Raw genomic sequence first — 18,560 nt, 5'->3', positions numbered from 1 at the left:
GGCACAATTCACCTGGCTGCGTGAACAACAGCGACCGGGGAAGAACACGACGGGACCCTGCATGTCCGGGTGGTGGCGACAAGCTGGCCGATTCGACTCGTTCAGCTCCTACCTGCGTGAACGCGGCCTGGAAAAGACCTGGCGCTACGCCATATTCGCGTTCACCTGGGTGCTGGGGGCGCTGCCGGTGGTGCTGCTCGCCAGCCCGGTCGGCCCGGCCACGCCGGTGACGCGGGCGGTCGCGGTCGCCTCCGGCGTCTGCGCGGTCGCGGTGTCGACGGTGTGGTTGCTCGGGTGGCCGACGCGTGTCCAGTCCCTGGTCTACAACGTGGTCTGCTGTGGCTGCATCGCCGCGGGCGTGTTGTCGATGTCCTATGCCTATGCCGGCCTGATGGGCTGCGTGGTGTTCGCCGTGCTGGGCGGATATCTCGCGTACTTCCACACCCTCGTCGACGTGCTGGGGAACTTCGGCGTCGCGGCCACGTGCGCGGCGATCACGGCGGGCCGCCTGGTCGCCGACACCGGTGACGTCGCGGTGACCGTCGCCGCCGTGGTCACAGTGGCGGCGCTCAACATCGGAGTGCCGTTCGGCATCTACTCACTGGTGCACTCACTGCACGCGGATCTGGCCGAATCCGATCGCGACCCTCTCACCGGTCTTCTCAACCGCCGCTCGTTCTCTCAGGCCGCGAACGACATGATCGCCGCGCAGCAGATCGGCACGGGCGTGAACGTCACGATGATCGACCTCGACGACTTCAAGGGTCTCAACGATTCGCGCGGTCACGCGGTAGGAGACCAGGCACTCGCCGCGGTCGGTGAACTGCTGCGCCGAACCTGCGGTCCGACAGCGGTTCTCGGCCGTCTCGGAGGCGAGGAGTTCGTGGTCGCGGACGCCGGTGCGGCGGCGGAGCACACCGAGACCACGCACGCCATCCGCCAGGGTGTCGCCGGGCTGCCGTTCGGGATCACCGCCAGTCTGGGCACGTGCACGGCGGAGATCGGGGAGGAGGCCGCCGCCCGCCCGGAGTTCCTCGACCAGCTCATCGGCATCGCCGATGCCGCGATGTATCAGGCCAAACGGGCCGGCGGCGACCGGGTCGAGCAGCGACTGCTGGAGTCGCCTCGCCGGCCCCGAGGGTGATCAGCGCGTCTCGGCGGGCACCGTTGCCGCGTGATCCGGTGACGGCCCTGCGCTGACGCCGCGTACCCGGTTGACGATGTAGACGATCGTGCCGATCGCCAGCCACACGATGCCGCCGATCTTGGCCAGCGAGTCGGCGTTGATCAGCACGTAGGCGATGATCACGAAGCCCAGCGCCGGCACCACCAGGTGCAGCAGGTAGTTCTTGGACTTCTTGCGCCCGAGGTAGTACCACGCCACCGAGATGTGCAGCAGGCAGAACGCGAACAGTGCGCCGAAGTTCACCAGCGACGAGATCAGGCCGATCTGCCCGACGAAGAACAGCACCAGCACGATCGACAGCGCGCTGACCGTCAGGATGGCCGCGATCGGGACCTGCCGGGAGCTGATCTTCGACAGGAAATGGGGCAGCTGGCGGTCGCGGCTCATCGAGAACAGCAGTCGGCTGGTCGCCGCCTGGGCGGCCATCGCGTTGGCGAACCCGACGGCCAGGACGTTGACGACGAAGAACGCGTTCATCCAGCCCGTCGACGACGCGGCGCGCACCAGCTCGAAGAACGCGTTGCCGACCTCGTCGTCGGGGAACGACTCACGTCCGCCGGCCAGCAGGCTCGCCAGCCAGGTCTGCACGATGAACAGGAACGCGACGATGAACAGCGCGCCCACCATGGCCTTGCCGGCCGGGTTGCGGGTGCCGGTCGACTCCTCGGCGAGCGTGGAGATGCCGTCGAAGCCCAGGAAGCTGAGCACCGCGATCGACAGGGCGGCGGCCACCAGGGGCGCGCTGACGGTCTCGGGATTCCAGATCGGGCTGGTGCTCCAGCCGACGTCGGGCAGGCTCGCCCCACTGATCGCACGGACCGCGATGACGACGAACACCACCACGAACACCAGCTCGATCGCCAGGAACACCCGGTTGGCCATCTTCAGCGAGTCGACGCCGAGAAGGTTGATCGCGGTGTTGACGAGCACGAACAGCACCGCCCACATCCACCGCGGGGTGTCCGGGAACAGGCCGATCATCGATTCGGCGGCGAACACGTACAGCAGCGTCGGCACCAGCAGGTAGTCCAGCAGCATCGCCCACCCGGCGAAAAACCCTGCACCCGGATGGATCCCGCGACCGACGTAGGCGAAGACCGACCCCGCCAGCGGGAACGACTTGGCCATCTGGGAGTAGGCGAGCGCGGTGAAGATCATCGCGATCAGGCCGATCACGTAGACGAGCGGCACCATGCCGGCCGAGCTGTTGTAGACGGTGCCGAAGATCGCCCACGGCGCGATCGGCACCATGAACACCAGCCCGTAGACCAGCAGGTCGAACGTCGACACCGAGCGGTGCAGTTCCTGTTTGTAACCGAAGGATTCGAGCGTGTGCGTGGCGCTGGCGGAGCGGTCTGGGTCGGTCATGGTCTGTCCTCGTGACGGCGGGTCAGTTCCGGGCGGCGTCGGCCGGATCGTGTGCGGAGAGGAATGTCCCGATGACGGCGCGGAACTCCTCGGGCTTCTCGAGATGCGTGCAGTGGCTGGTGTCGGCGAAGACGTGGCTGCGCGCCCCGGGGATGCGCTCCACATACGGCTGCCAGGTGGCGGGCGTGGCTTCGTCGAACTCACCAGCGACCACCAGGGTCGGGACCTCGACGGCGCCCAACCGGTCGATGATCGTCCAGTCCCGCAGTGTGCCGACGACGTGGAACTCGTTGGGCCCGTTCATCGTGTGGTAGACGGTGGGTTCGGCTTCCATCTGCGCCTCGGAGTCGAGGAAGTCCTGCGGGAATGGATCCATCCGGCAGACGTGGCGCCGGTAGAACTCGAGGGTCGCCGCCAGATACTCGGGGTCGGTGACGGTGCCGGCCGCTTCGTGGCGATCCATGGCGTCGCGCGTCTGAGGCGGGAGTTGGGCCCGCAACTCGGCGGCTCCGGCCACCCACAGCTCCATCGACGCCGGCGAGTTGCAGATGGCCAGCGATCGGAGTCCGTCCGGGCGGCCCACCGCGATCTCGGCGCCGAGCATCCCGCCCCACGACTGCCCGAGCAGGTGGTAATCCCCTATGCCGAGCGCGCCCCGAACGGTGTGGAACTCCTCGACGAACAGCGCCGGGGTCCAGAAGTCCGCGGGCGCGTCCGGCAGGTGCGTGCTCTGCCCGCAGCCGACCTGGTCGTAATGGATCACCGTACGTCCGGTCTCGTCGGCCAGGCCGGCGATGTTGGCGACGTAGTTGTGGGCCATGCCCGGTCCGCCGTGCAGCACGATCAGCGGCAGCGCGGCGGGCGCGGGGCGCTCGGGAGAGGTGATCTTGACCCAGGTGGAGTAGTCACGGAACGGCACGGACAGCGTCTCGACAGGCACGCTCACCAGCTTCACCCCGGAAAGGTCTCATGGCAATACCATTTAGGCACCATCGAGCCGAATTAACCTGACGTTGACACCGGAAGGATTGGATAGCGCTCATGGCCAGTGGATCGCCGGCGAAGCCGGGAGTGCTGTCCCGGCAGCTGGACTCCCCGACGCGCGTCGACGAGATCACCGATCGGCTGATCACGGCGATCGCGGTCGGCGAGTACCTGCCCGGTGCGCGGCTGCCCGTCGAACGCGACCTCGCCGAGGCGCTGGGCGTGGGCCGGATGACGGTGCGTGCCGCGCTCGCGCGCCTGGTGGAACGCGGAGTGCTGGAGACCCGGCGGGGCCGCGGCGGCGGGTCCTACGTGCGTGAGCAATGGCCCGACTCGGTCGTCGGCGCCCTCGGGCGCACCTTGAGCATCCGCCTCGAAGAGCTGCGCGACCGCTGCGACGCGATCTGCCGGCTGCACGGGGCGGTGTGCCGCGCGGCGGCCGAGGCCCGCACCGAGGCCGACGTGGCGACACTGCGGGGCTGCCTGGAGGACTACCGCTGCGCCGCGTCGGGGGAGTCCGCTCAGCAGGCCGACAGCCGCCTGCACGTGGCGATCATGGACGCCGCCCACAACGCGGTGCTCAAGCAGGTGCTCGTCGATCTGGAGGCGTCGGTCAGTGTCGGCGCCCCGGTGCATCCCTGGGGGGAGCCCTCGACGATGCGCGCGATGGAGTTGCGCGCGCTGCGCGACCACGAGCTGCTGGTGGACGCGATCGAACACCGACGGCCCGACGACGCCGACCAGATCGCCCGGGCCCACGTCGCGATCGACTTCGAGCTCATCTCCGCGGCCCTGCGCCGGGCCGGGGTGCTCACCGACTGACGCCGCGCCCGACGACGGTGGCGGTCGGCAGGTGCCGCTCGCGCGGCAGCAGGCACCGGATCGCGAAGATCCCCTCGGTCAGCCCGGCGGTGTCGATCCAGTTGACGTGCCCGGGGTCGTCGGGGCCGAGCACCACCTCGTAGCTCCCGCCCTCGAGGGCGATGTCGGAGTCGGTGAGAAAGCAGCGGTGCGAGCGGAAGTCGGGTGTGTTGAACCACCGGTCGTAGAACACGAACGAAAAGAACCGGGCCGACGGCGCGCGCCCCTGCAGGCGCAACGCCTGGCCGGGTCCCAGGCTGACGAAGAATCCGTCGTAGACGTTGTCGACGGTGGGGAACAGCGCGCCGGTGTAGCGCGGCTGGTGCACGGTCGCATCGGGCGGCGGGTAGGCGTTGACCCCGGCGGCCCGCAGCACCTCGGTGACGCTCAGGGCCGACTGCACGGCGTCACGGAAGAAGGCCTCGGCGGCGAGAGCGCGCTGCGCCCAGGACAACTCCGGCTGCGCGGCCTCGTCCACGCGGGTGAACGACAGCTGCGGGACCGTGGCCGGCGGCCTGCGGTGGTAGAGCCGGACCATGATCAGATAGTCGCCGGTCGTCAGCGGCAGCCAGGGGCTGTCGTCGGCGGGCTGCTCCCCGCCGATCAGCAGATCGATCTCGCCGTCGGCGCCCAGGGGGTCGGAGATGTTGGCCGACGGCGCGTTGAAGCCGGGCCCGCGGGTGTAGACCTGCACGCCGGCGTACACCGCGTCACCGACTGCGCCGCGCAGCCGGTACCGGCGACCGGGCGACACGGGTGCGCTCAGGTAGCTGGTGGTCGGGTTGTCGCCGCCGTACTTGCGCCACGGGTATTCCCAGTTGGTCAGCTCGGGCGCGGCAGGGTCGCCCTTCTGCAGCCACATCTCGGTCGCGAGGTCGTAGGCGGAGGTCAGGAAGAACAGGCCCCGTTCGACTTCCCGGTCGCCGAGGCCCTCGGTCTCGCGGGCGACCACGTCGCTCGCGTGGTCCAGCGCGCGGGCCAGCAGGCGCACCGGGTCGCGCGGCATCGACGACATGACTGTCTCCTCATCGCCGGACCCCCGCGTGCCAGTATCGGCCGGGCCGGCGGCGACGGCCTACGGCCCGGTGACCCCACCTCAGATGACCATCGGCCATTGCCCACTCGCTGCGCGCTAGGCTTCGCCGGTGGCCGAGATCGCGCCGCTGCGGGTGCAGCTGATCGCCAAGACGGAGTTCACCGCGCCGCAGGACGTGCCGTGGAGCACCGACGCCGACGGCGGCCCCGCCCTGGTGGAGTTCGCCGGCCGCGCCTGCTACCAGAGCTGGTCGAAGCCCAACCCGCGGACCGCGACCAACGCCGCGTACCTGCGCCACATCATCGACGTCGGCCACTTCTCGGTGCTCGAGCACGCGTCGGTGTCGTTCTACGTCACCGGCATCTCCCGGTCCTGCACCCACGAGCTCATCCGGCACCGCCACTTCTCGTACTCCCAGCTGTCGCAGCGTTTCGTCCCCGAACACGACACGGACGTGGTCGCCCCGCCCGGGATCGAGGACGACCCCGAGCTGACGCGGATCTTCACGGAGGCGGCCGACGCGAGCCGCGCCGCCTACACCGAGTTGCTCACCCGCCTGGAGGAGAAGTTCGCCGACGCGCCCAACGCGACGCTGCGACGCAAGCAGGCCCGGCAGGCCGCCCGGGCGGTGCTGCCCAACGCCACCGAGACCCGCATCGTCGTCACCGGGAACTACCGGGCGTGGCGGCACTTCATCGCGATGCGGGCCAGCGAACACGCCGACGTCGAGATCCGACGGCTGGCCATCGAGTGTCTGCGGCAACTCGTCGCGGTGGCGCCGCAGGTGTTCTCCGACTTCGAGATCACCGTGCTGTCCGACGGCAGCGAGGTCGCGACCAGCCCGCTGGCCACGGAGGCGTGAGGCGAGGAGGGTAATCTTGGTGCCCGTGAGCACCAGTGCCCTCGACGTCACCGCCCGCTTGGGCACCCTGTTGACGGCCATGGTCACTCCGTTCAAGCCCGACGGCTCGCTCGACCTCGACACCGCTGCGCGCCTGGCCACCCACCTGGTGGACGCCGGTTGCGACGGCCTGGTGCTGTCCGGCACCACCGGTGAATCGCCCACCACCACCGACGACGAGAAGATCGCGCTGTTGCGGGCGGTGCTCGACGCGGTGGGGGACCGCGCGCGCATCGTCGCCGGCGCCGGCACCTACGACACCGCCCACAGCATCCATCTCGCCAAGGCAGCGGCCGCCGAGGGCGCGCACGGCCTGCTCGTGGTCACGCCGTACTATTCCCGGCCGCCGCAGGCCGGGCTGCTGGCGCACTTCACCGCGGTCGCCGATGCCACGGATCTGCCGGTGATCCTCTACGACATCCCGCCCCGGTCGGTGGTTCCGATCGAATGGGACACCATCCGCACCCTCGCCGAGCACCCGAACATCGTCGCGATCAAGGACGCCAAGGGCGACCTGCCCGGCGGCGGTCAGATCATCGCCGAGACCGGGCTGGCCTACTACTCCGGCGACGACGCGCTCAACCTGCCCTGGCTGGCGATGGGTGCGGTCGGATTCATCAGCGTGTGGGGTCACGTCGCTGCCGGCCAACTGCGAGACATGTTGTCCGCGTTCGCCTCCGGCGACGTCGCGACCGCCCGCAAGATCAACGTGACCCTCGGACCGCTCTCGGAGGCGCAGAACCGGCTGGGCGGCGTCACGCTGTCGAAGTCGGCATTGCGGCTGCAGGGCTTCGAGGTGGGCGATCCGCGCCTGCCGCAGGTGCCCGCCACCGATGACCAACTCGAGGCGTTGGCCGCCGACCTGCGTGCCGCCGCGGTCCTGCGGTAACGGGACCGTCCGTGGAAACAGAACTCGTCGCCCCGGGGCCGCTGGCCGCGGGCGCACTGCGGGTGACCGCGCTGGGCGGCATCAACGAAATCGGCCGCAACATGACCGTTTTCGAGCATCTCGGTCGGCTGCTGATCGTCGACTGCGGGGTGTTGTTCCCCACCCATGACGAGCCGGGTGTCGATCTCATCCTCCCGGATCTGCGCCACCTCGAGGGTCGCCTCGACGACGTGGAGGCCCTCGTCGTCACCCACGGCCACGAAGACCACATCGGGGCGATCCCGTTCCTGCTCAAGCTGCGCGCCGACATCCCGGTGGTCGGCTCGAAGTTCACGCTCGCCCTGATCAAGGAGAAGTGCCGCGAGCACCGCCTCTCCCCGACACTCGTCGAGGTCGCCGAGGGGCAGAGCTCCCGGCACGGCGTGTTCGAGTGCGAGTACTTCGCGGTGAACCACTCGGTGCCCGGCTGCCTGGCCATCGGCATCCACACCGGCGCCGGCACCGTGCTGCACACGGGCGACATCAAGCTCGATCAGTTGCCGCTCGACGGCCGGCCCACCGACCTGCCGGGGATGTCGCGGCTCGGTGACAGCGGAGTGGACCTGTTCCTCTGCGACTCCACCAACGCCGAGATCCCCGGGGTGGGCCCCTCGGAGAGCGAGATCGGCCCCGCGCTGCACCGCCTGATCCGCGGTGCGCAGGGCCGGGTCATCGTGGCCTGCTTCGCCTCCAACGTCGACCGCGTCCAGCAGATCATCGACGCCGCGGTGGCCCTGGGCCGGAAGGTGTCGTTCGTCGGCCGCTCGATGGTGCGCAACATGGGCATCGCGCGCGAACTCGGGTACCTCACCGTCGCCGACGACGACATCCTCGACATCGGCGCCGCGGAGATGATGCCGGCCGACCGCGTGGTGCTCATCACCACCGGCACCCAGGGCGAACCGATGGCCGCACTGTCGCGCATGTCGCGCGGCGAGCACCGCAGCATCACGCTGACCGCCGGGGACCTGATCATCCTGTCCTCGTCGCTGATCCCCGGCAACGAGGAGGCGGTCTACGGCGTGATCGACGCGCTGGCCAAGATCGGTGCCCGGGTGGTCACCAATCGTCAAGCGCGCGTGCATGTTTCCGGACACGCGTACGCGGGAGAGCTGCTGTTCCTCTACAACGGGGTGCGGCCGCGCAACGTCATGCCGGTGCACGGCACCTGGCGGATGCTGCGGGCCAACGCAGCGCTGGCGGCGAGCACCGGTGTGCCCGAGGAGAACATCGTCATCGCCGAGAACGGGGTCAGCGTCGACCTGACGGCGGGCCGGGTCGGCGTCGCCGGGGCGGTGCCGGTCGGCAAGATGTTCGTCGACGGACTGGTCACCGGGGATGTCGGGGACGCCACGCTCGGTGAGCGACTCATCCTGACGTCGGGCTTCGTATCGGTGACCGTGGTGCTGCGCCGTGGCACCGGACGACCCGCCGCTCCGCCGCACCTGCAGTCACGCGGCTTCTCCGAAGACCCCAAGGCGCTCGAACCGGTCGCCCGCCGCGTCGAGGCGGAGCTGGACAGCCTGGCCTCGCAGAACATCACCGACCCCGGCCGCATCGCCCAGGCGGTCCGGCGCACGGTCGGCAAATGGGTGGGGGAGACCTACCGCCGTCAGCCGATGATCGTGCCGACCGTCATCGAGATCTAGCCGATCGGCGCGCCCGCCCGGTCATGGCTACCCCTCGCGAGCCTTGGCCGGCGCGTCGCCCGTCCTCATTAATGCACACTGTGGGCTGCGCCGACAGTGGCTCGGGGAAGAAATCTCCGCCATTAATGTTCCTGTCCGTCAATACTTTTGGACCTGCACGGTGGGCGACACCAGGTGTCAGCGGTGGGCGAGCGCCGTCCACTCGATGGGCGACGCCGTCAGGGCACGCCCCGTGGGCCGGATGTAGAGGTCGCGGAAATAGCTGGGTCCGGCCTGTTCGTCCAGGCGCCAGCCCAGCTCGGCCAGCCATTCACCCAGCCGCTCGGGGACCAGACCCGACAGCCATACCGGGCGGCGCCCGCGGAACCGCCGGTACACCGCGTCGGCGCCGTAGGTGTCGGTGCCGTCGAGGAAGTCCTGCCGGATGTAGGTGAACACCAGCCGGCTGCCGGTCGCGGCGCCGCCGAGCTGGGACAGTGTCGCGGTCACCGCGTCGGGCGTCAGGTACTGCAGGAGTCCTTCGGCGATGAAGAACGTGCGCGCCGTGTCGTCGTATCCCGCCGAGCGCAGCGCCCCCATCAGGTCGTCGCGTTCGAAATCTGCCGGCACCAGGTGCACCGACGCCGGGGTGCCGCCGAGTGCGCGCCGCAGGACGTCGGCCTTGCGCGCCACGTTGACCGGCAGATCCACCTCGAAGACCGGCAGATCGCTGTGCCGGGCGATACGGCATCCGCGGCTGTCCAGGCCGGCGCCGAGCACCACGACGGCGTCGGTCTCGTTCAACGGGTCCGACAGCCGCTCGTCGATCAGCCGTTTGCGGCAGGCGATGCTCGGCCACAGGCCGGGCCCCTGGCGCTCCGATCCGGCCATCAGGGCACGGCGAACCGCCTCGGTCCGGGCCAGCGCGGCCAGCGCGCGCAGGTGCGCCGGCAGGAACGACGCGGCCAGGTCGTCGTCGACCAGCCGGCGCTCCGGTGGCTCGTGGTGCTCGACCGCCGCCACCACCATGGGACCGACGGCGGTCTGCGCGGCCGCGCTGCGGCGCGTCATCGTTTGTTGACGTAGCCCGCGTCGACGGGCAGCGCGACACCGGTGACGTAGCGCGCGGCATCGGACACCAGCCAGAACACCGCGTTGGCGATGTCTTCGGGCTCGAGAGCCTGCACCGGGAGCGCATTGCCCATGTCGGGGCCGCCCGTGCTCGCCTGGGCCAGACCGTCGAGCCAGGATCGGGTGAAGTCGTTGTCGATCATCGGTGTGTTGACGCCGGCCGGATGCACCGAATTGACCCGGATGCTGTATGTGGCAAGGAAATTCGCATAGGCGCGCATCAGCCCGACGATGCCGTGTTTGGCCGCGGCGTAGCCGACCGAACCGGCCATCGGGGCGCCGATACCGACGAGTCCCGCCACGGAGCTGGTCAGCACGATCGCCCCGCCGTTGCCGAACTTGATCATGGGCTTCATCGCCACGTCGATCGTGTGATAGACGCCGGTGAGGTTCACGTCGATGACGTCCTGCCAGGCCTCGGCGGCCGCCATCGGGGCGATCCCCGCGTTGGCGATCACGATTTCGAGGCGGTCGCCGAGCTTCTCGGTGCCGTCGCGTACGGCGGCCTTCACCGCGTCGCGGTCGCGGACGTCGGCCTGGTACGCCAGGATCCGCGCGCCCGTCTCCTCGACGAGCTTCACGGTCTCCGCGAGGTCGTCGGGGGTCGCCAGGGGATAGGGCACCGACTCGATCTGCGCACACAGGTCGAGCGCGATGATGTCCGCGCCCTCCGAGGCGAGCTTGACCGCGTGCGCCCGTCCCTGCCCGCGCGCCGCGCCGGTGATGAAGGCGACCTTGCCGGTGAGTTCACCCATCGCTACGGCCGCAGCGCACCTTTGGCCGGATCTCCCGCGACCACGGGGCTCAGCATCTTGATGTCGGGTGCCCCGGCGAGGTGCTCGCCGATCGTGCCGAACAGCGTGGCCACCGCCGGGGCGGTGCTGTGGGTCTTCAGCGCATCGGCGTCGGCCCACTGCTCGACGAAGACGAACGTGCCGTCGGCCTCGTGCAGGGAGTAGAGGTCGCAACCGGGCTCCGAGTGCACGGCCTCGATCGCCTGCTTACACGCCTCGCGGACGGTGTCGACAGACTCGGGCTTGGCGGTCATGGTGGCGACGACGGTGACGGGCATGTAGACGTGCTCCTCGGTCTCGGCGGTGAGCTGGACAGGTGTCCACCCTATTACGCGCCGCCGGCGGCGACGAGAGGGTCAGGCCAGTATCCACACCGTCAGGGCCACGCTCGCCGCGGCGACCGCCACCAGACCCGCGACGTCGACCGCGCGCAGCGGCGACCCCGTCCGGTCGATGCGCACCTCGCGGGCGATCAGGAACAGTGGGAACGTGACGCTGATGGCGATCAGCAGGCCCAGCACCACGTACGCCCAGACGAACCGGATCCCGCGCCGACGTGCTTCCGAGACCATGAAGATCGACGCGGACAGGAAGAGAAAGACCAGGTCGGCGGAGAATGACCGGCCTCCCGGTGTCGCCGACACGTCGGCGACGAAATCGGTCAGGAAATTCGCCGGACGGCCCAGATAGGCGACGTTCTGGCTCCAGGTGGCGATGAGTGCGACCAGCGCGATCACCGCGTAGCAACCGCACAGGACTCGGCTTGTCACCGGTAACGGTGGGACGGCGACGTCCTCGGTGCTGTTCATGTCCGCACCTTAGGGCGGTGGTCTCGTGCGTTGAGATCAATCTGTGACCTGTGTGGCAGATGGTGCATCTGAGGCTAGTGCGACTAGGCTTGACCCCATGGCGAGTAAGACCGCGGCGGCGTCGACCCGGTGCTCGGCATCCACTACCTGCGCGACGCCTACAACAAGCGCATCGCCGACTACCCGANCACCGGCCCGGCGCAAGCCGGCCCGCCGCGGCCCCTCGCCGGTGTCCGCCGCCGGCACCGCGGTCGGCCGCGGTGTGCGCGCCGGCTGGCTGATGCTCGCCAAGGGCGCCGGCAGCACCGCCCGCTCGGTCGGCCGGGCCCGCGACCTGGAACCCGGGCACCGCCGCGACGGCCTCGCGCTGGCGCTGCTCGCCCTGGCCGTGGTGGTGGCCGCCAGCTCGTGGTTCGACGCCGCCCGTCCGGTGGGGCAGTGGATCGACACGTTCGTCCGGATCCTCATCGGCGGCGCCGTGGTGCTGCTGCCGATCGCGCTGGCCGCCGTCGGCGTCGTGCTGATGCGCTCGGAGCCCGATCCCGAGGCCCGTCCGCGGTTCATCCTCGGCGCCGCGATGATCGCGCTGCCCGCGCTCGGGCTCCTGCACCTGTGGTCCGGCGCCCCGCAGGACCCCGCGGCCCGTCAACACGGCGCGGGCTTCGTCGGATTCGCGATCGGCGGCCCGCTCTCCGACGGGCTGACCGCATGGATCGCGGCTCCGTTGCTGGTCCTCGGTGTGCTGTTCGGGCTGCTGCTGATCACCGGCACCACGATCCGCGAGCTGCCCGCGACGCTACGCGACATGTTCTCGACGCGGTGGCGCGGCGAGTACGACGACGAGGACTGGGCCGACGACGAGTACGACGACGCCGGTGACCCCGCCGACGACTTCTCCGACGGCTACTACGACGACGAGCTGTCCGCCGGGGACGAGGACGCCGCGTGGCCGTCGGCGACCCAGCCCACCGTGCCGCTGACCAAACCTGCGGGCACCCCGATGGAGAACTACCCCGTCGACGACGAGGTCGCGCCGCCGCCGGCGCCGGTGAAGACCCGTAAGAAGCCGCGCAAGGAGGCCGGGCTCAGCCTGGACCGCGTCGTCGAGGGACCGTACGCGCTGCCGTCGCTCGACCTGCTCATCGCCGGCGACCCGCCGAAGCGGCTGACGGCGGCCAACCAGCATATGACCGACGCCATCACCTCCGTGCTCGAGCAGTTCAAGGTCGACGCCGCGGTCACCGGCTGTACCCGGGGGCCGACCGTCACCCGCTACGAGGTCGAGCTCGGCCCGGGCGTCAAGGTCGAGAAGATCACCGCGCTGCACCGCAACATCGCCTACGCCGTGGCCACCGAGAGCGTCCGGATGCTCGCACCGATCCCCGGCAAGTCGGCCGTCGGCATCGAGGTGCCCAACACCGACCGCGAGATGGTCCGGTTGGCCGATGTGCTCACCGACCCGGTCGTCCGGTCGGATCACCACCCGCTGGTGATCGGCCTGGGCAAGGACATCGAGGGCGAGATGATCTCGGCCAACCTCGCGAAAATGCCGCACCTGCTCGTCGCCGGGTCCACCGGCTCAGGCAAGTCCAGCTTCGTGAACTCGATGCTCGTGTCGCTGCTCGCCCGCGCCACCCCGGAGGAGGTCAGGATGATCCTGATCGACCCGAAGATGGTGGAACTGACGCCGTATGAGGGCATCCCGCACCTGATCACGCCGATCATCACCGAACCCAAGAAGGCGGCGGCGGCGCTGGCCTGGCTGGTCGAGGAGATGGAGCAGCGCTACCAGGACATGCAGGCCTCCCGGGTGCGTCACATCGACGTGTTCAACGAGAAGGTCCGCACCGGGGAGATCACGGCGCCGCTGGGCAGCAACCGCGAATACAAGCCCTACCCGTACATCCTCGCGATCGTCGACGAGCTCGCCGACCTGATGATGACCGCGCCGCGCGACGTCGAGGACGCGATCGTGCGCATCACGCAGAAGGCCCGCGCCGCCGGCATCCACCTGGTGCTGGCCACCCAGCGGCCGTCGGTGGACGTCGTCACCGGTCTGATCAAGACCAACGTGCCGTCGCGCCTGGCGTTCGCGACGTCGTCGCTCACCGACAGCCGCGTCATCCTCGACCAGCAGGGCGCCGAGAAGCTGATCGGCATGGGCGACGGGCTGTTCCTGCCGATGGGGTCGAACAAGCCGATCCGGCTGCAGGGTGCGTTCATTACCGACGAGGAGATCCACGCGGTCGTCACGGCCACCAAGGATCAGGCCGAACCGGAGTTCGTCGAGGGCGTCACCGCGGTCAAGGCCGGCGAGCGCAAGGACGTCGACCCCGACATCGGCGACGACATGGACGTGTTCCTGCAGGCGGTCGAGCTGGTGGTGTCCTCGCAGTTCGGAAGCACCTCGATGCTGCAGCGCAAGCTGCGGGTCGGGTTCGCCAAGGCGGGCCGGCTGATGGACCTGATGGAGACGCGCGGCATCGTCGGCCCCTCGGAGGGATCGAAGGCGCGCGAGGTGCTGGTCAAGCCCGACGAACTGGCCGGCACGCTGGCGCTGATCCGCGGCGGCAGCGACGCCGTCGGCGGCGACGCGGACGACGATCCGGGGTTCTGACGCGGGTTCGCTACAGCGTCAACAGCATTCGGGTGTTGCCGAGGATGTTGGGTTTGACGTAGCTGAGGTCGAGGAACTCGGCGACGCCGGTGTCGTAGGAGCGGCACATCTCCTCGTACACCTCGGCCGTCACCGGGGTGCCCTCGATCTCGGCGAAGCCGTGCCTGCCGAAGAACTCCACCTCGAAGGTCAGCACGAAGATGCGCTGCAGCCGTAACTCCTTGGCCACGGCGAGCAGCTGGTCGACGATGGCGTGCCCCACCCCGCGCCCGCGCACCTTCGGGTGCACCGCCACGGTGCGCACCTCGCCGAGGTCCGACCACAGGACGTGCAGCGCGCCGCAGCCGATGACCTCACCGTCGAGTTCGGCGACCCAGAACTCCTGCACCGACTCGTACAGGGTCACCAGGTTCTTCTCGAGCAGGATCCGGCCGGCGTAGACGTCGACGAGCGCCTTGATGGCCGGCACATCGGAGGTCCTGGCCCGGCGGACGACCGGTTCACCCGCGGACTCGCTCGGAACGGAGCTCACACGGGGAAGGGTATCGGTTTCGGCAACCAGTATTCTGTGGCGGTGCCGGGCCAACCACATACCGATCCGGTGGTTCCGCGCGCTCGGGTGGCGAATCTGGCCAATGCGCTCACCGGCGTCCGGCTGGTGCTGGTGCCGGTGTTCCTCGTCCTGCTGTTCGTCGGTGATGGGCACGAAACGTACTGGCGCACAGCGGCATTCATCGTGTTCGCGGTGGCTGTCATCACCGACCGGCTGGACGGGGCGCTGGCCCGCAGCTATGGGATGGTGACCGAATTCGGCACCCTGGCCGACCCGTTGGCCGACAAGGCGCTGATCGGCGCGGCGTTGATCGGCCTGTCCATGCTCGGTGACCTGCCGTGGTGGGTGACGGTGGTGATCCTGGTCCGCGAACTCGGCGTCACCGTGCTGCGGTTGGTGGTGTTGCGCCACGGTGTGATCCCGGCCAGCCGCGGAGGCAAACTCAAGACACTGGTCCAGGCGGTAGCGATCGGCCTGTTCGTGCTGCCGCTGACGGGCGCCTGGCTGACCGGAGCGTGGGTGATCATGCTGGCCGCGGTGGTGCTGACCGTCCTGACCGGCGTCGACTACTTCGTCTCGGCGGTGAGGGATTCGCGTGGACGACCCGCTGGTCACTGACGACGCCCGCGCGCTGGTGGCCGACCTGACCGTGCGCAGGCAGACCGTCGCGACCGCCGAATCGCTGACCGCGGGCCTGGTGGCGGCGACGCTGGCCGGGGTGCCGGGCGCCAGTGCGGTACTGCGCGGCGGCCTGGTCACCTACACCGTCGACACCAAGGTCGACCTGGCGGGCGTGGCACCCGAACTGCTCGCCGACGTCGGTCCCGTGGCCGAACCCACGGCACGGGCGCTGGCCGTCGGCGCCCAGCAGCGCTGCGGGGCGACCTGGGGTATCGCACTCACCGGGGTCGCCGGGCCCGAACCGCACGGCGGGAATCCCGTCGGCACCGTGTACGTCGGCCTGGCCGGCCCCGTGGACACCGAGGTGGTGATGCTGCGTCTCGACGGCACCCGCTGGCAGATCCGGCTCGCCGCCGCCCACGCCGCGCTGCGCCGGTTGCGTGCCCTCGTCGAGAATCAGTGAGCCTGCCCGGACCGGGGATTTGCGGCGCCGGTTCGGGAACCAACCGGCGTGCGCCGAGCGTTGGGTCGGATAGCAGGCGACACAGACAGACCTGGCTGCCGAATCTGACTAAGGAGATCGCGATGACGACACTGTTGCGCGAGGTGATCGGCGACGTGCTGCGGCGCGCGCGGGTGGAGCAGGGGCGCACCCTGCGGGAAGTCTCCGATTCGGCGCGGGTGAGCCTGGGCTACCTCTCCGAGGTGGAGCGGGGCCGCAAGGAGGCCTCCAGCGAACTGCTCAGCGCGATCTGCGGCGCGCTCGACATCCCGCTGTCGCGGGTGCTGTCCGAGGCCGGGGACGACCTCGCCGTCGAGGAGTCACGCGACGCCGCGAGCACCGCCCACATCGACGTCAGCACCAAGGTCGTCATTCCGCAGGTCGTGTCGATGGCCGTCGCCTGATCGCATCCCCCGGCAGGGGTGTGGCGAGCTGTGCCGAACCGATAAGTTGGTTCCCACAGGTGACACTGTTCGACTGACCCTTTTGACAGACGACGAAGGCGGAATGAATCCATGGCCAACCCGTTCTCCAAGGCGTGGAAGTACCTCATGGCGCTGTTCAGCTCCAAGGTCGACGAATACGCCGATCCCAAGGTGCAGATCCAGCAGGCCATCGAGGAGGCGCAGCGGCAGCACCAGGCGCTGACCCAGCAGGCGGCCCAGGTGATCGGCAACCAGCGCCAGCTCGAGATGCGGCTCAACCGCCAGCTCGCCGACATCGAGAAGCTCCAGGTCAACGTCCGCCAGGCCCTCACCCTCGCCGATCAGGCGGTGGCCGCCGGTGACGCCGCCAAGGCCACGGAGTACAACAACGCCGCCGAGGCGTTCGCGGCCCAGCTGGTGACCGCCGAGCAGAGCGTCGAAGACCTCAAGGGCCTGCACGACCAGGCGCTGCAGGCCGCCGGCCAGGCCAAGAAGGCCGTCGAGCAGAACGCGATGGTGCTGCAGCAGAAGATCGCCGAGCGCACCAAACTGCTCTCGCAGCTCGAGCAGGCCAAGATGCAGGAGCAGGTCAGCGCCTCGTTGCGGTCCATGAGTGAGATCGCCGCGCCCGGCAGCACGCCGAGCCTCGACGAGGTCCGCGACAAGATCGAACGCCGCTACGCCAACGCGATGGGCTCGGCGGAACTCGCCCAGAACTCGGTGCAGGGCCGCATGTTGGAGGTCCAGCAGGCCAGCGTCCAGATGGCCGGGCATTCCCGTCTCGAGCAGATCCGCGCCTCCATGCGCGGGGAACAGCTCCCCGCGGGCGGGGCCACCCAGGCCACGCCCGCCCAGTCGCCGGCCACCCCGGCGGCCAACCCGACACCGGAAAATCCGCTGTCGCAGTAGAGCCCGACTCGACGAGGATGACGTGAGGACACGCAGCGGCAGACCCGAGGCATGGCGTTCAGTGGCCCAGCGCGGCATCGACACCGCCGCCGAGTGGTCGGGGATGGTGGCCGACAAGCTCAACGCCGCGGCCGATCCGCGCGCCAAGCTGCTGCGCAAGCGGCGCTGGGCGCTGCGCCTCGGGGTGTTCTTCGCCCTGTCGTCGGTGTTCTGGGTGGGTGTCACCGCGCTGCTGGCGTCGTGGAGCACCCCGGTGTGGGCGCTGTTCATCCCGTCGCCGATCGCTGTCGGCGCTGCATTCCTGGCCACGCTGGCTTTCCTGCGGTACCGGTGGCTGCGCGCCGAGCCGCTCCCGCCGTCGCGCGGCCGCGCCGCGCGCCGGCTGCCGCCCTGGGGTTCGGCCGCCCGCGCGCCGATGGCGGCGCTGGCCGATTCGGAGCGGGGCCTGGTCTCGCTGCTGGGCGTCATGGAGCGCGGCCGGATGCTGCCCGCCGACGACCTGCACGACCTGCGGGCCGTCGCCGAGCGGACCGCGAACACCATGGCCGCGACGGCCACCGAGGTGGTGTCGATGGAGCGCACCATCGGTTCGGCGCCGCAGTCGCGTCCGCACCTGGCGCCCACGATCGCGGCGTTCAGCGCACAACTCGACCGCGGGGCGCGGCAGTACAACGACATGGTCTCCGCGGCAGCGCAACTGGTGTCGGCCGCGAACTCCGGGTCGATGTCGAGCTCGCCGATGACGCAGCGGCGCTACCGCGACGAGCTGACCTCGGCGACCGACCGGCTCACCGGCTGGGCGCAGGCCTTCGACGAGCTGGGCCGGCTGCGGGCCTAGAACCGCGGGCGCAGCGACGGGATCGCTATCCCGGCAATGGCCCGCAGCGGCGCCTTCACCAGGCAGTCGAGCAGATCGAAGTAGTCCCGCCACAGCGTGATCTGGCCGTCGCGCAGCTCGAACGCCCCGCACACCCAGAACTGCAGGCGCAGCGGGCCGATGATGATCGCGTCGGTGCGCTCGGTCAGCACCGTGTTCCCCTCGCCGGCGATGCGGTGGAACTTCACCGCGAACCCGACCTTGCCTTCGCCGCGGCGCAGCAGCGCCATGATCCGTGCGCGCCCGCGGATCGAGGGCAGGCCGACGTTCTGCCACACCAACTCCGGGGCGGCCAGCGACTCGACGGTGTCGAAGTCCTCGTCGGCCAACGCGAACAGGAACTTCTCGACCAGGGACGCGTTGTCGGTGGTCGGCACCAGCGTCTCGGGGGCTTCATCGGTCATATCGCCCGAGCTTAACCACCGACGCT

General features: G+C 69.8%; 20 protein-coding genes. 11 read left to right on the top strand and 9 right to left on the bottom strand.

Translation table 11 applies throughout. From position 1 onward, the window contains the following. Window positions 1-61: 61 nt before the first annotated feature. Window positions 62-1,144, top strand: a complete 1,083-nt coding sequence (locus MCHLDSM_RS10155) for a GGDEF domain-containing protein (protein ID WP_048469941.1) — start codon at window positions 62-64, stop codon at window positions 1,142-1,144. Here MCHLDSM_RS10155 and MCHLDSM_RS10150 read toward each other — a convergent pair whose 3' ends face one another. After that, entirely contained in the window at window positions 1,145-2,554 is a 1,410-nt protein-coding gene (locus MCHLDSM_RS10150; protein WP_048469940.1) for an APC family permease, read from the bottom strand. Window positions 2,555-2,576: 22 nt separating this feature from the next. Further along, window positions 2,577-3,500 carry a proline iminopeptidase-family hydrolase gene (locus MCHLDSM_RS10145; RefSeq protein ID WP_244889760.1) on the bottom strand — a complete coding sequence of 308 codons (924 nt, stop codon included), beginning with the start codon at window positions 3,498-3,500 and terminating at the stop codon, window positions 2,577-2,579. 95 nt (window positions 3,501-3,595) lie between these two features. Here MCHLDSM_RS10145 and MCHLDSM_RS10140 point away from each other — a divergent pair, with 95 nt between their 5' ends. Beyond that, window positions 3,596-4,360, top strand: a complete 765-nt coding sequence (locus MCHLDSM_RS10140) for a FadR/GntR family transcriptional regulator (RefSeq protein WP_048469939.1) — start codon at window positions 3,596-3,598, stop codon at window positions 4,358-4,360. On the opposite strand, the gene MCHLDSM_RS10135 is transcribed toward MCHLDSM_RS10140, so the two are convergent. Beyond that, on the bottom strand, window positions 4,350-5,414 hold the full coding sequence (locus tag MCHLDSM_RS10135; RefSeq protein WP_048469938.1) for a DUF1214 domain-containing protein: 1,065 nt from the start codon (window positions 5,412-5,414) through the stop codon (window positions 4,350-4,352). The two genes, MCHLDSM_RS10140 and MCHLDSM_RS10135, sit on opposite strands and share 11 nt — an antisense overlap. A 130-nt stretch (window positions 5,415-5,544) precedes the next feature. Here MCHLDSM_RS10135 and thyX point away from each other — a divergent pair, with 130 nt between their 5' ends. From thyX to MCHLDSM_RS10120, 3 genes are read left to right on the top strand one after another with little or no spacing between them, the layout of a single operon-like run. After that, window positions 5,545-6,297 (top strand): FAD-dependent thymidylate synthase, encoded by a 753-nt coding sequence (thyX, locus tag MCHLDSM_RS10130; protein WP_048469937.1) that lies wholly within the window; start codon window positions 5,545-5,547, stop codon window positions 6,295-6,297. Between the two features lie 19 nt (window positions 6,298-6,316). Further along, window positions 6,317-7,225: a 4-hydroxy-tetrahydrodipicolinate synthase gene (gene dapA, locus MCHLDSM_RS10125; protein WP_174545649.1), complete on the top strand. Its 909-nt coding sequence runs from the start codon at window positions 6,317-6,319 to the stop codon at window positions 7,223-7,225. An 11-nt stretch (window positions 7,226-7,236) separates the two neighbouring features. After that, window positions 7,237-8,913: a ribonuclease J gene (locus MCHLDSM_RS10120; RefSeq protein ID WP_048469936.1), complete on the top strand. Its 1,677-nt coding sequence runs from the start codon at window positions 7,237-7,239 to the stop codon at window positions 8,911-8,913. A 177-nt stretch (window positions 8,914-9,090) separates the two neighbouring features. Here MCHLDSM_RS10120 and MCHLDSM_RS10115 read toward each other — a convergent pair whose 3' ends face one another. From MCHLDSM_RS10115 to MCHLDSM_RS10100, 4 genes are all read right to left on the bottom strand, one after another. Then, window positions 9,091-9,963, bottom strand: coding sequence for an SAM-dependent methyltransferase (locus MCHLDSM_RS10115; protein ID WP_048469935.1), 873 nt, complete (start codon window positions 9,961-9,963; stop codon window positions 9,091-9,093). Beyond that, entirely contained in the window at window positions 9,960-10,778 is an 819-nt protein-coding gene (locus MCHLDSM_RS10110) for a mycofactocin-coupled SDR family oxidoreductase (protein WP_048469934.1), read from the bottom strand. The genes MCHLDSM_RS10115 and MCHLDSM_RS10110 overlap by 4 nt, the downstream gene beginning before the upstream one ends. A 2-nt stretch (window positions 10,779-10,780) precedes the next feature. After that, window positions 10,781-11,095: a putative quinol monooxygenase gene (locus tag MCHLDSM_RS10105; protein ID WP_048469933.1), complete on the bottom strand. Its 315-nt coding sequence runs from the start codon at window positions 11,093-11,095 to the stop codon at window positions 10,781-10,783. A 78-nt stretch (window positions 11,096-11,173) separates the two neighbouring features. Then, the gene (locus tag MCHLDSM_RS10100; RefSeq protein WP_048469932.1) at window positions 11,174-11,626 is read right to left on the bottom strand and encodes a DUF2834 domain-containing protein; all 453 of its coding nucleotides are present in this window, start codon (window positions 11,624-11,626) and stop codon (window positions 11,174-11,176) included. A gap of 188 nt (window positions 11,627-11,814) precedes the next feature. On the opposite strand from MCHLDSM_RS10100, the gene MCHLDSM_RS10095 reads away from it, so the two are divergent. Then, window positions 11,815-14,243: FtsK/SpoIIIE family DNA translocase (locus tag MCHLDSM_RS10095; protein WP_234713943.1), on the top strand; the 2,429-nt coding region annotated here is incomplete at its 5' end. Between the two features lie 10 nt (window positions 14,244-14,253). Here MCHLDSM_RS10095 and MCHLDSM_RS10090 read toward each other — a convergent pair. Continuing rightward, entirely contained in the window at window positions 14,254-14,775 is a 522-nt protein-coding gene (locus MCHLDSM_RS10090) for an amino-acid N-acetyltransferase (protein ID WP_048469930.1), read from the bottom strand. Window positions 14,776-14,817: 42 nt separating this feature from the next. Between MCHLDSM_RS10090 and pgsA the strand changes: the two genes are divergently transcribed. The 5 genes from pgsA to pspM all read left to right on the top strand — a co-directional run bounded on the left by pgsA (window position 14,818) and on the right by pspM (window position 18,091). Continuing rightward, window positions 14,818-15,414: a CDP-diacylglycerol--glycerol-3-phosphate 3-phosphatidyltransferase gene (pgsA, locus tag MCHLDSM_RS10085; protein ID WP_048417600.1), complete on the top strand. Its 597-nt coding sequence runs from the start codon at window positions 14,818-14,820 to the stop codon at window positions 15,412-15,414. Next, window positions 15,392-15,880: a CinA family protein gene (locus tag MCHLDSM_RS10080; RefSeq protein WP_048469929.1), complete on the top strand. Its 489-nt coding sequence runs from the start codon at window positions 15,392-15,394 to the stop codon at window positions 15,878-15,880. Before pgsA ends, MCHLDSM_RS10080 begins: the two co-directional genes overlap by 23 nt. A 122-nt stretch (window positions 15,881-16,002) precedes the next feature. Further along, window positions 16,003-16,323, top strand: coding sequence for a transcriptional regulator ClgR (gene clgR, locus MCHLDSM_RS10075; protein ID WP_048417590.1), 321 nt, complete (start codon window positions 16,003-16,005; stop codon window positions 16,321-16,323). Window positions 16,324-16,434: 111 nt separating this feature from the next. Continuing rightward, complete coding sequence (pspA, locus tag MCHLDSM_RS10070) at window positions 16,435-17,253, top strand: phage shock protein PspA (RefSeq protein ID WP_048469928.1); 819 nt, start codon at window positions 16,435-16,437, stop codon at window positions 17,251-17,253. Between the two features lie 22 nt (window positions 17,254-17,275). Further along, window positions 17,276-18,091: a phage shock envelope stress response protein PspM gene (gene pspM / locus MCHLDSM_RS10065; RefSeq protein ID WP_048469927.1), complete on the top strand. Its 816-nt coding sequence runs from the start codon at window positions 17,276-17,278 to the stop codon at window positions 18,089-18,091. Here the strand turns inward: pspM and MCHLDSM_RS10060 are convergent. Next, entirely contained in the window at window positions 18,088-18,534 is a 447-nt protein-coding gene (locus MCHLDSM_RS10060) for a limonene-1,2-epoxide hydrolase family protein (protein ID WP_048469926.1), read from the bottom strand. The two genes, pspM and MCHLDSM_RS10060, sit on opposite strands and share 4 nt — an antisense overlap. Between the last annotated feature and the right edge of the window lie 26 nt (window positions 18,535-18,560).

Source organism: Mycolicibacterium chlorophenolicum (assembly GCF_001044235.1).
GTDB classification, from domain to species: Bacteria; Actinomycetota; Actinomycetes; order Mycobacteriales; family Mycobacteriaceae; genus Mycobacterium; species Mycobacterium chlorophenolicum.
The sequence above is the reverse complement of the archived record's forward strand: the minus strand, read 5'-3'. Positions and strand labels throughout refer to the sequence as shown.

Excerpts from the sequence above, each read along its gene's own strand:
- MCHLDSM_RS10100 (WP_048469932.1), bottom strand. The coding sequence starts at position 11,626 with ATGAACAGCACCGAGGACGTCGCCGTCCCACCGTTACCGGTGACAAGC.
- MCHLDSM_RS10150 (WP_048469940.1), bottom strand. The coding sequence starts at position 2,554 with ATGACCGACCCAGACCGCTCCGCCAGCGCCACGCACACGCTCGAATCC.
- MCHLDSM_RS10060 (WP_048469926.1), bottom strand. The coding sequence starts at position 18,534 with ATGACCGATGAAGCCCCCGAGACGCTGGTGCCGACCACCGACAACGCG.
- MCHLDSM_RS10155 (WP_048469941.1), top strand. The coding sequence starts at position 62 with ATGTCCGGGTGGTGGCGACAAGCTGGCCGATTCGACTCGTTCAGCTCC.
- MCHLDSM_RS10110 (WP_048469934.1), bottom strand. The coding sequence starts at position 10,778 with ATGGGTGAACTCACCGGCAAGGTCGCCTTCATCACCGGCGCGGCGCGC.
- MCHLDSM_RS10105 (WP_048469933.1), bottom strand. The coding sequence starts at position 11,095 with ATGCCCGTCACCGTCGTCGCCACCATGACCGCCAAGCCCGAGTCTGTC.
- pspA (WP_048469928.1), top strand. The coding sequence starts at position 16,435 with ATGGCCAACCCGTTCTCCAAGGCGTGGAAGTACCTCATGGCGCTGTTC.
- MCHLDSM_RS10115 (WP_048469935.1), bottom strand. The coding sequence starts at position 9,963 with ATGACGCGCCGCAGCGCGGCCGCGCAGACCGCCGTCGGTCCCATGGTG.
- clgR (WP_048417590.1), top strand. The coding sequence starts at position 16,003 with ATGACGACACTGTTGCGCGAGGTGATCGGCGACGTGCTGCGGCGCGCG.
- MCHLDSM_RS10135 (WP_048469938.1), bottom strand. The coding sequence starts at position 5,414 with ATGTCGTCGATGCCGCGCGACCCGGTGCGCCTGCTGGCCCGCGCGCTG.
- MCHLDSM_RS10140 (WP_048469939.1), top strand. The coding sequence starts at position 3,596 with ATGGCCAGTGGATCGCCGGCGAAGCCGGGAGTGCTGTCCCGGCAGCTG.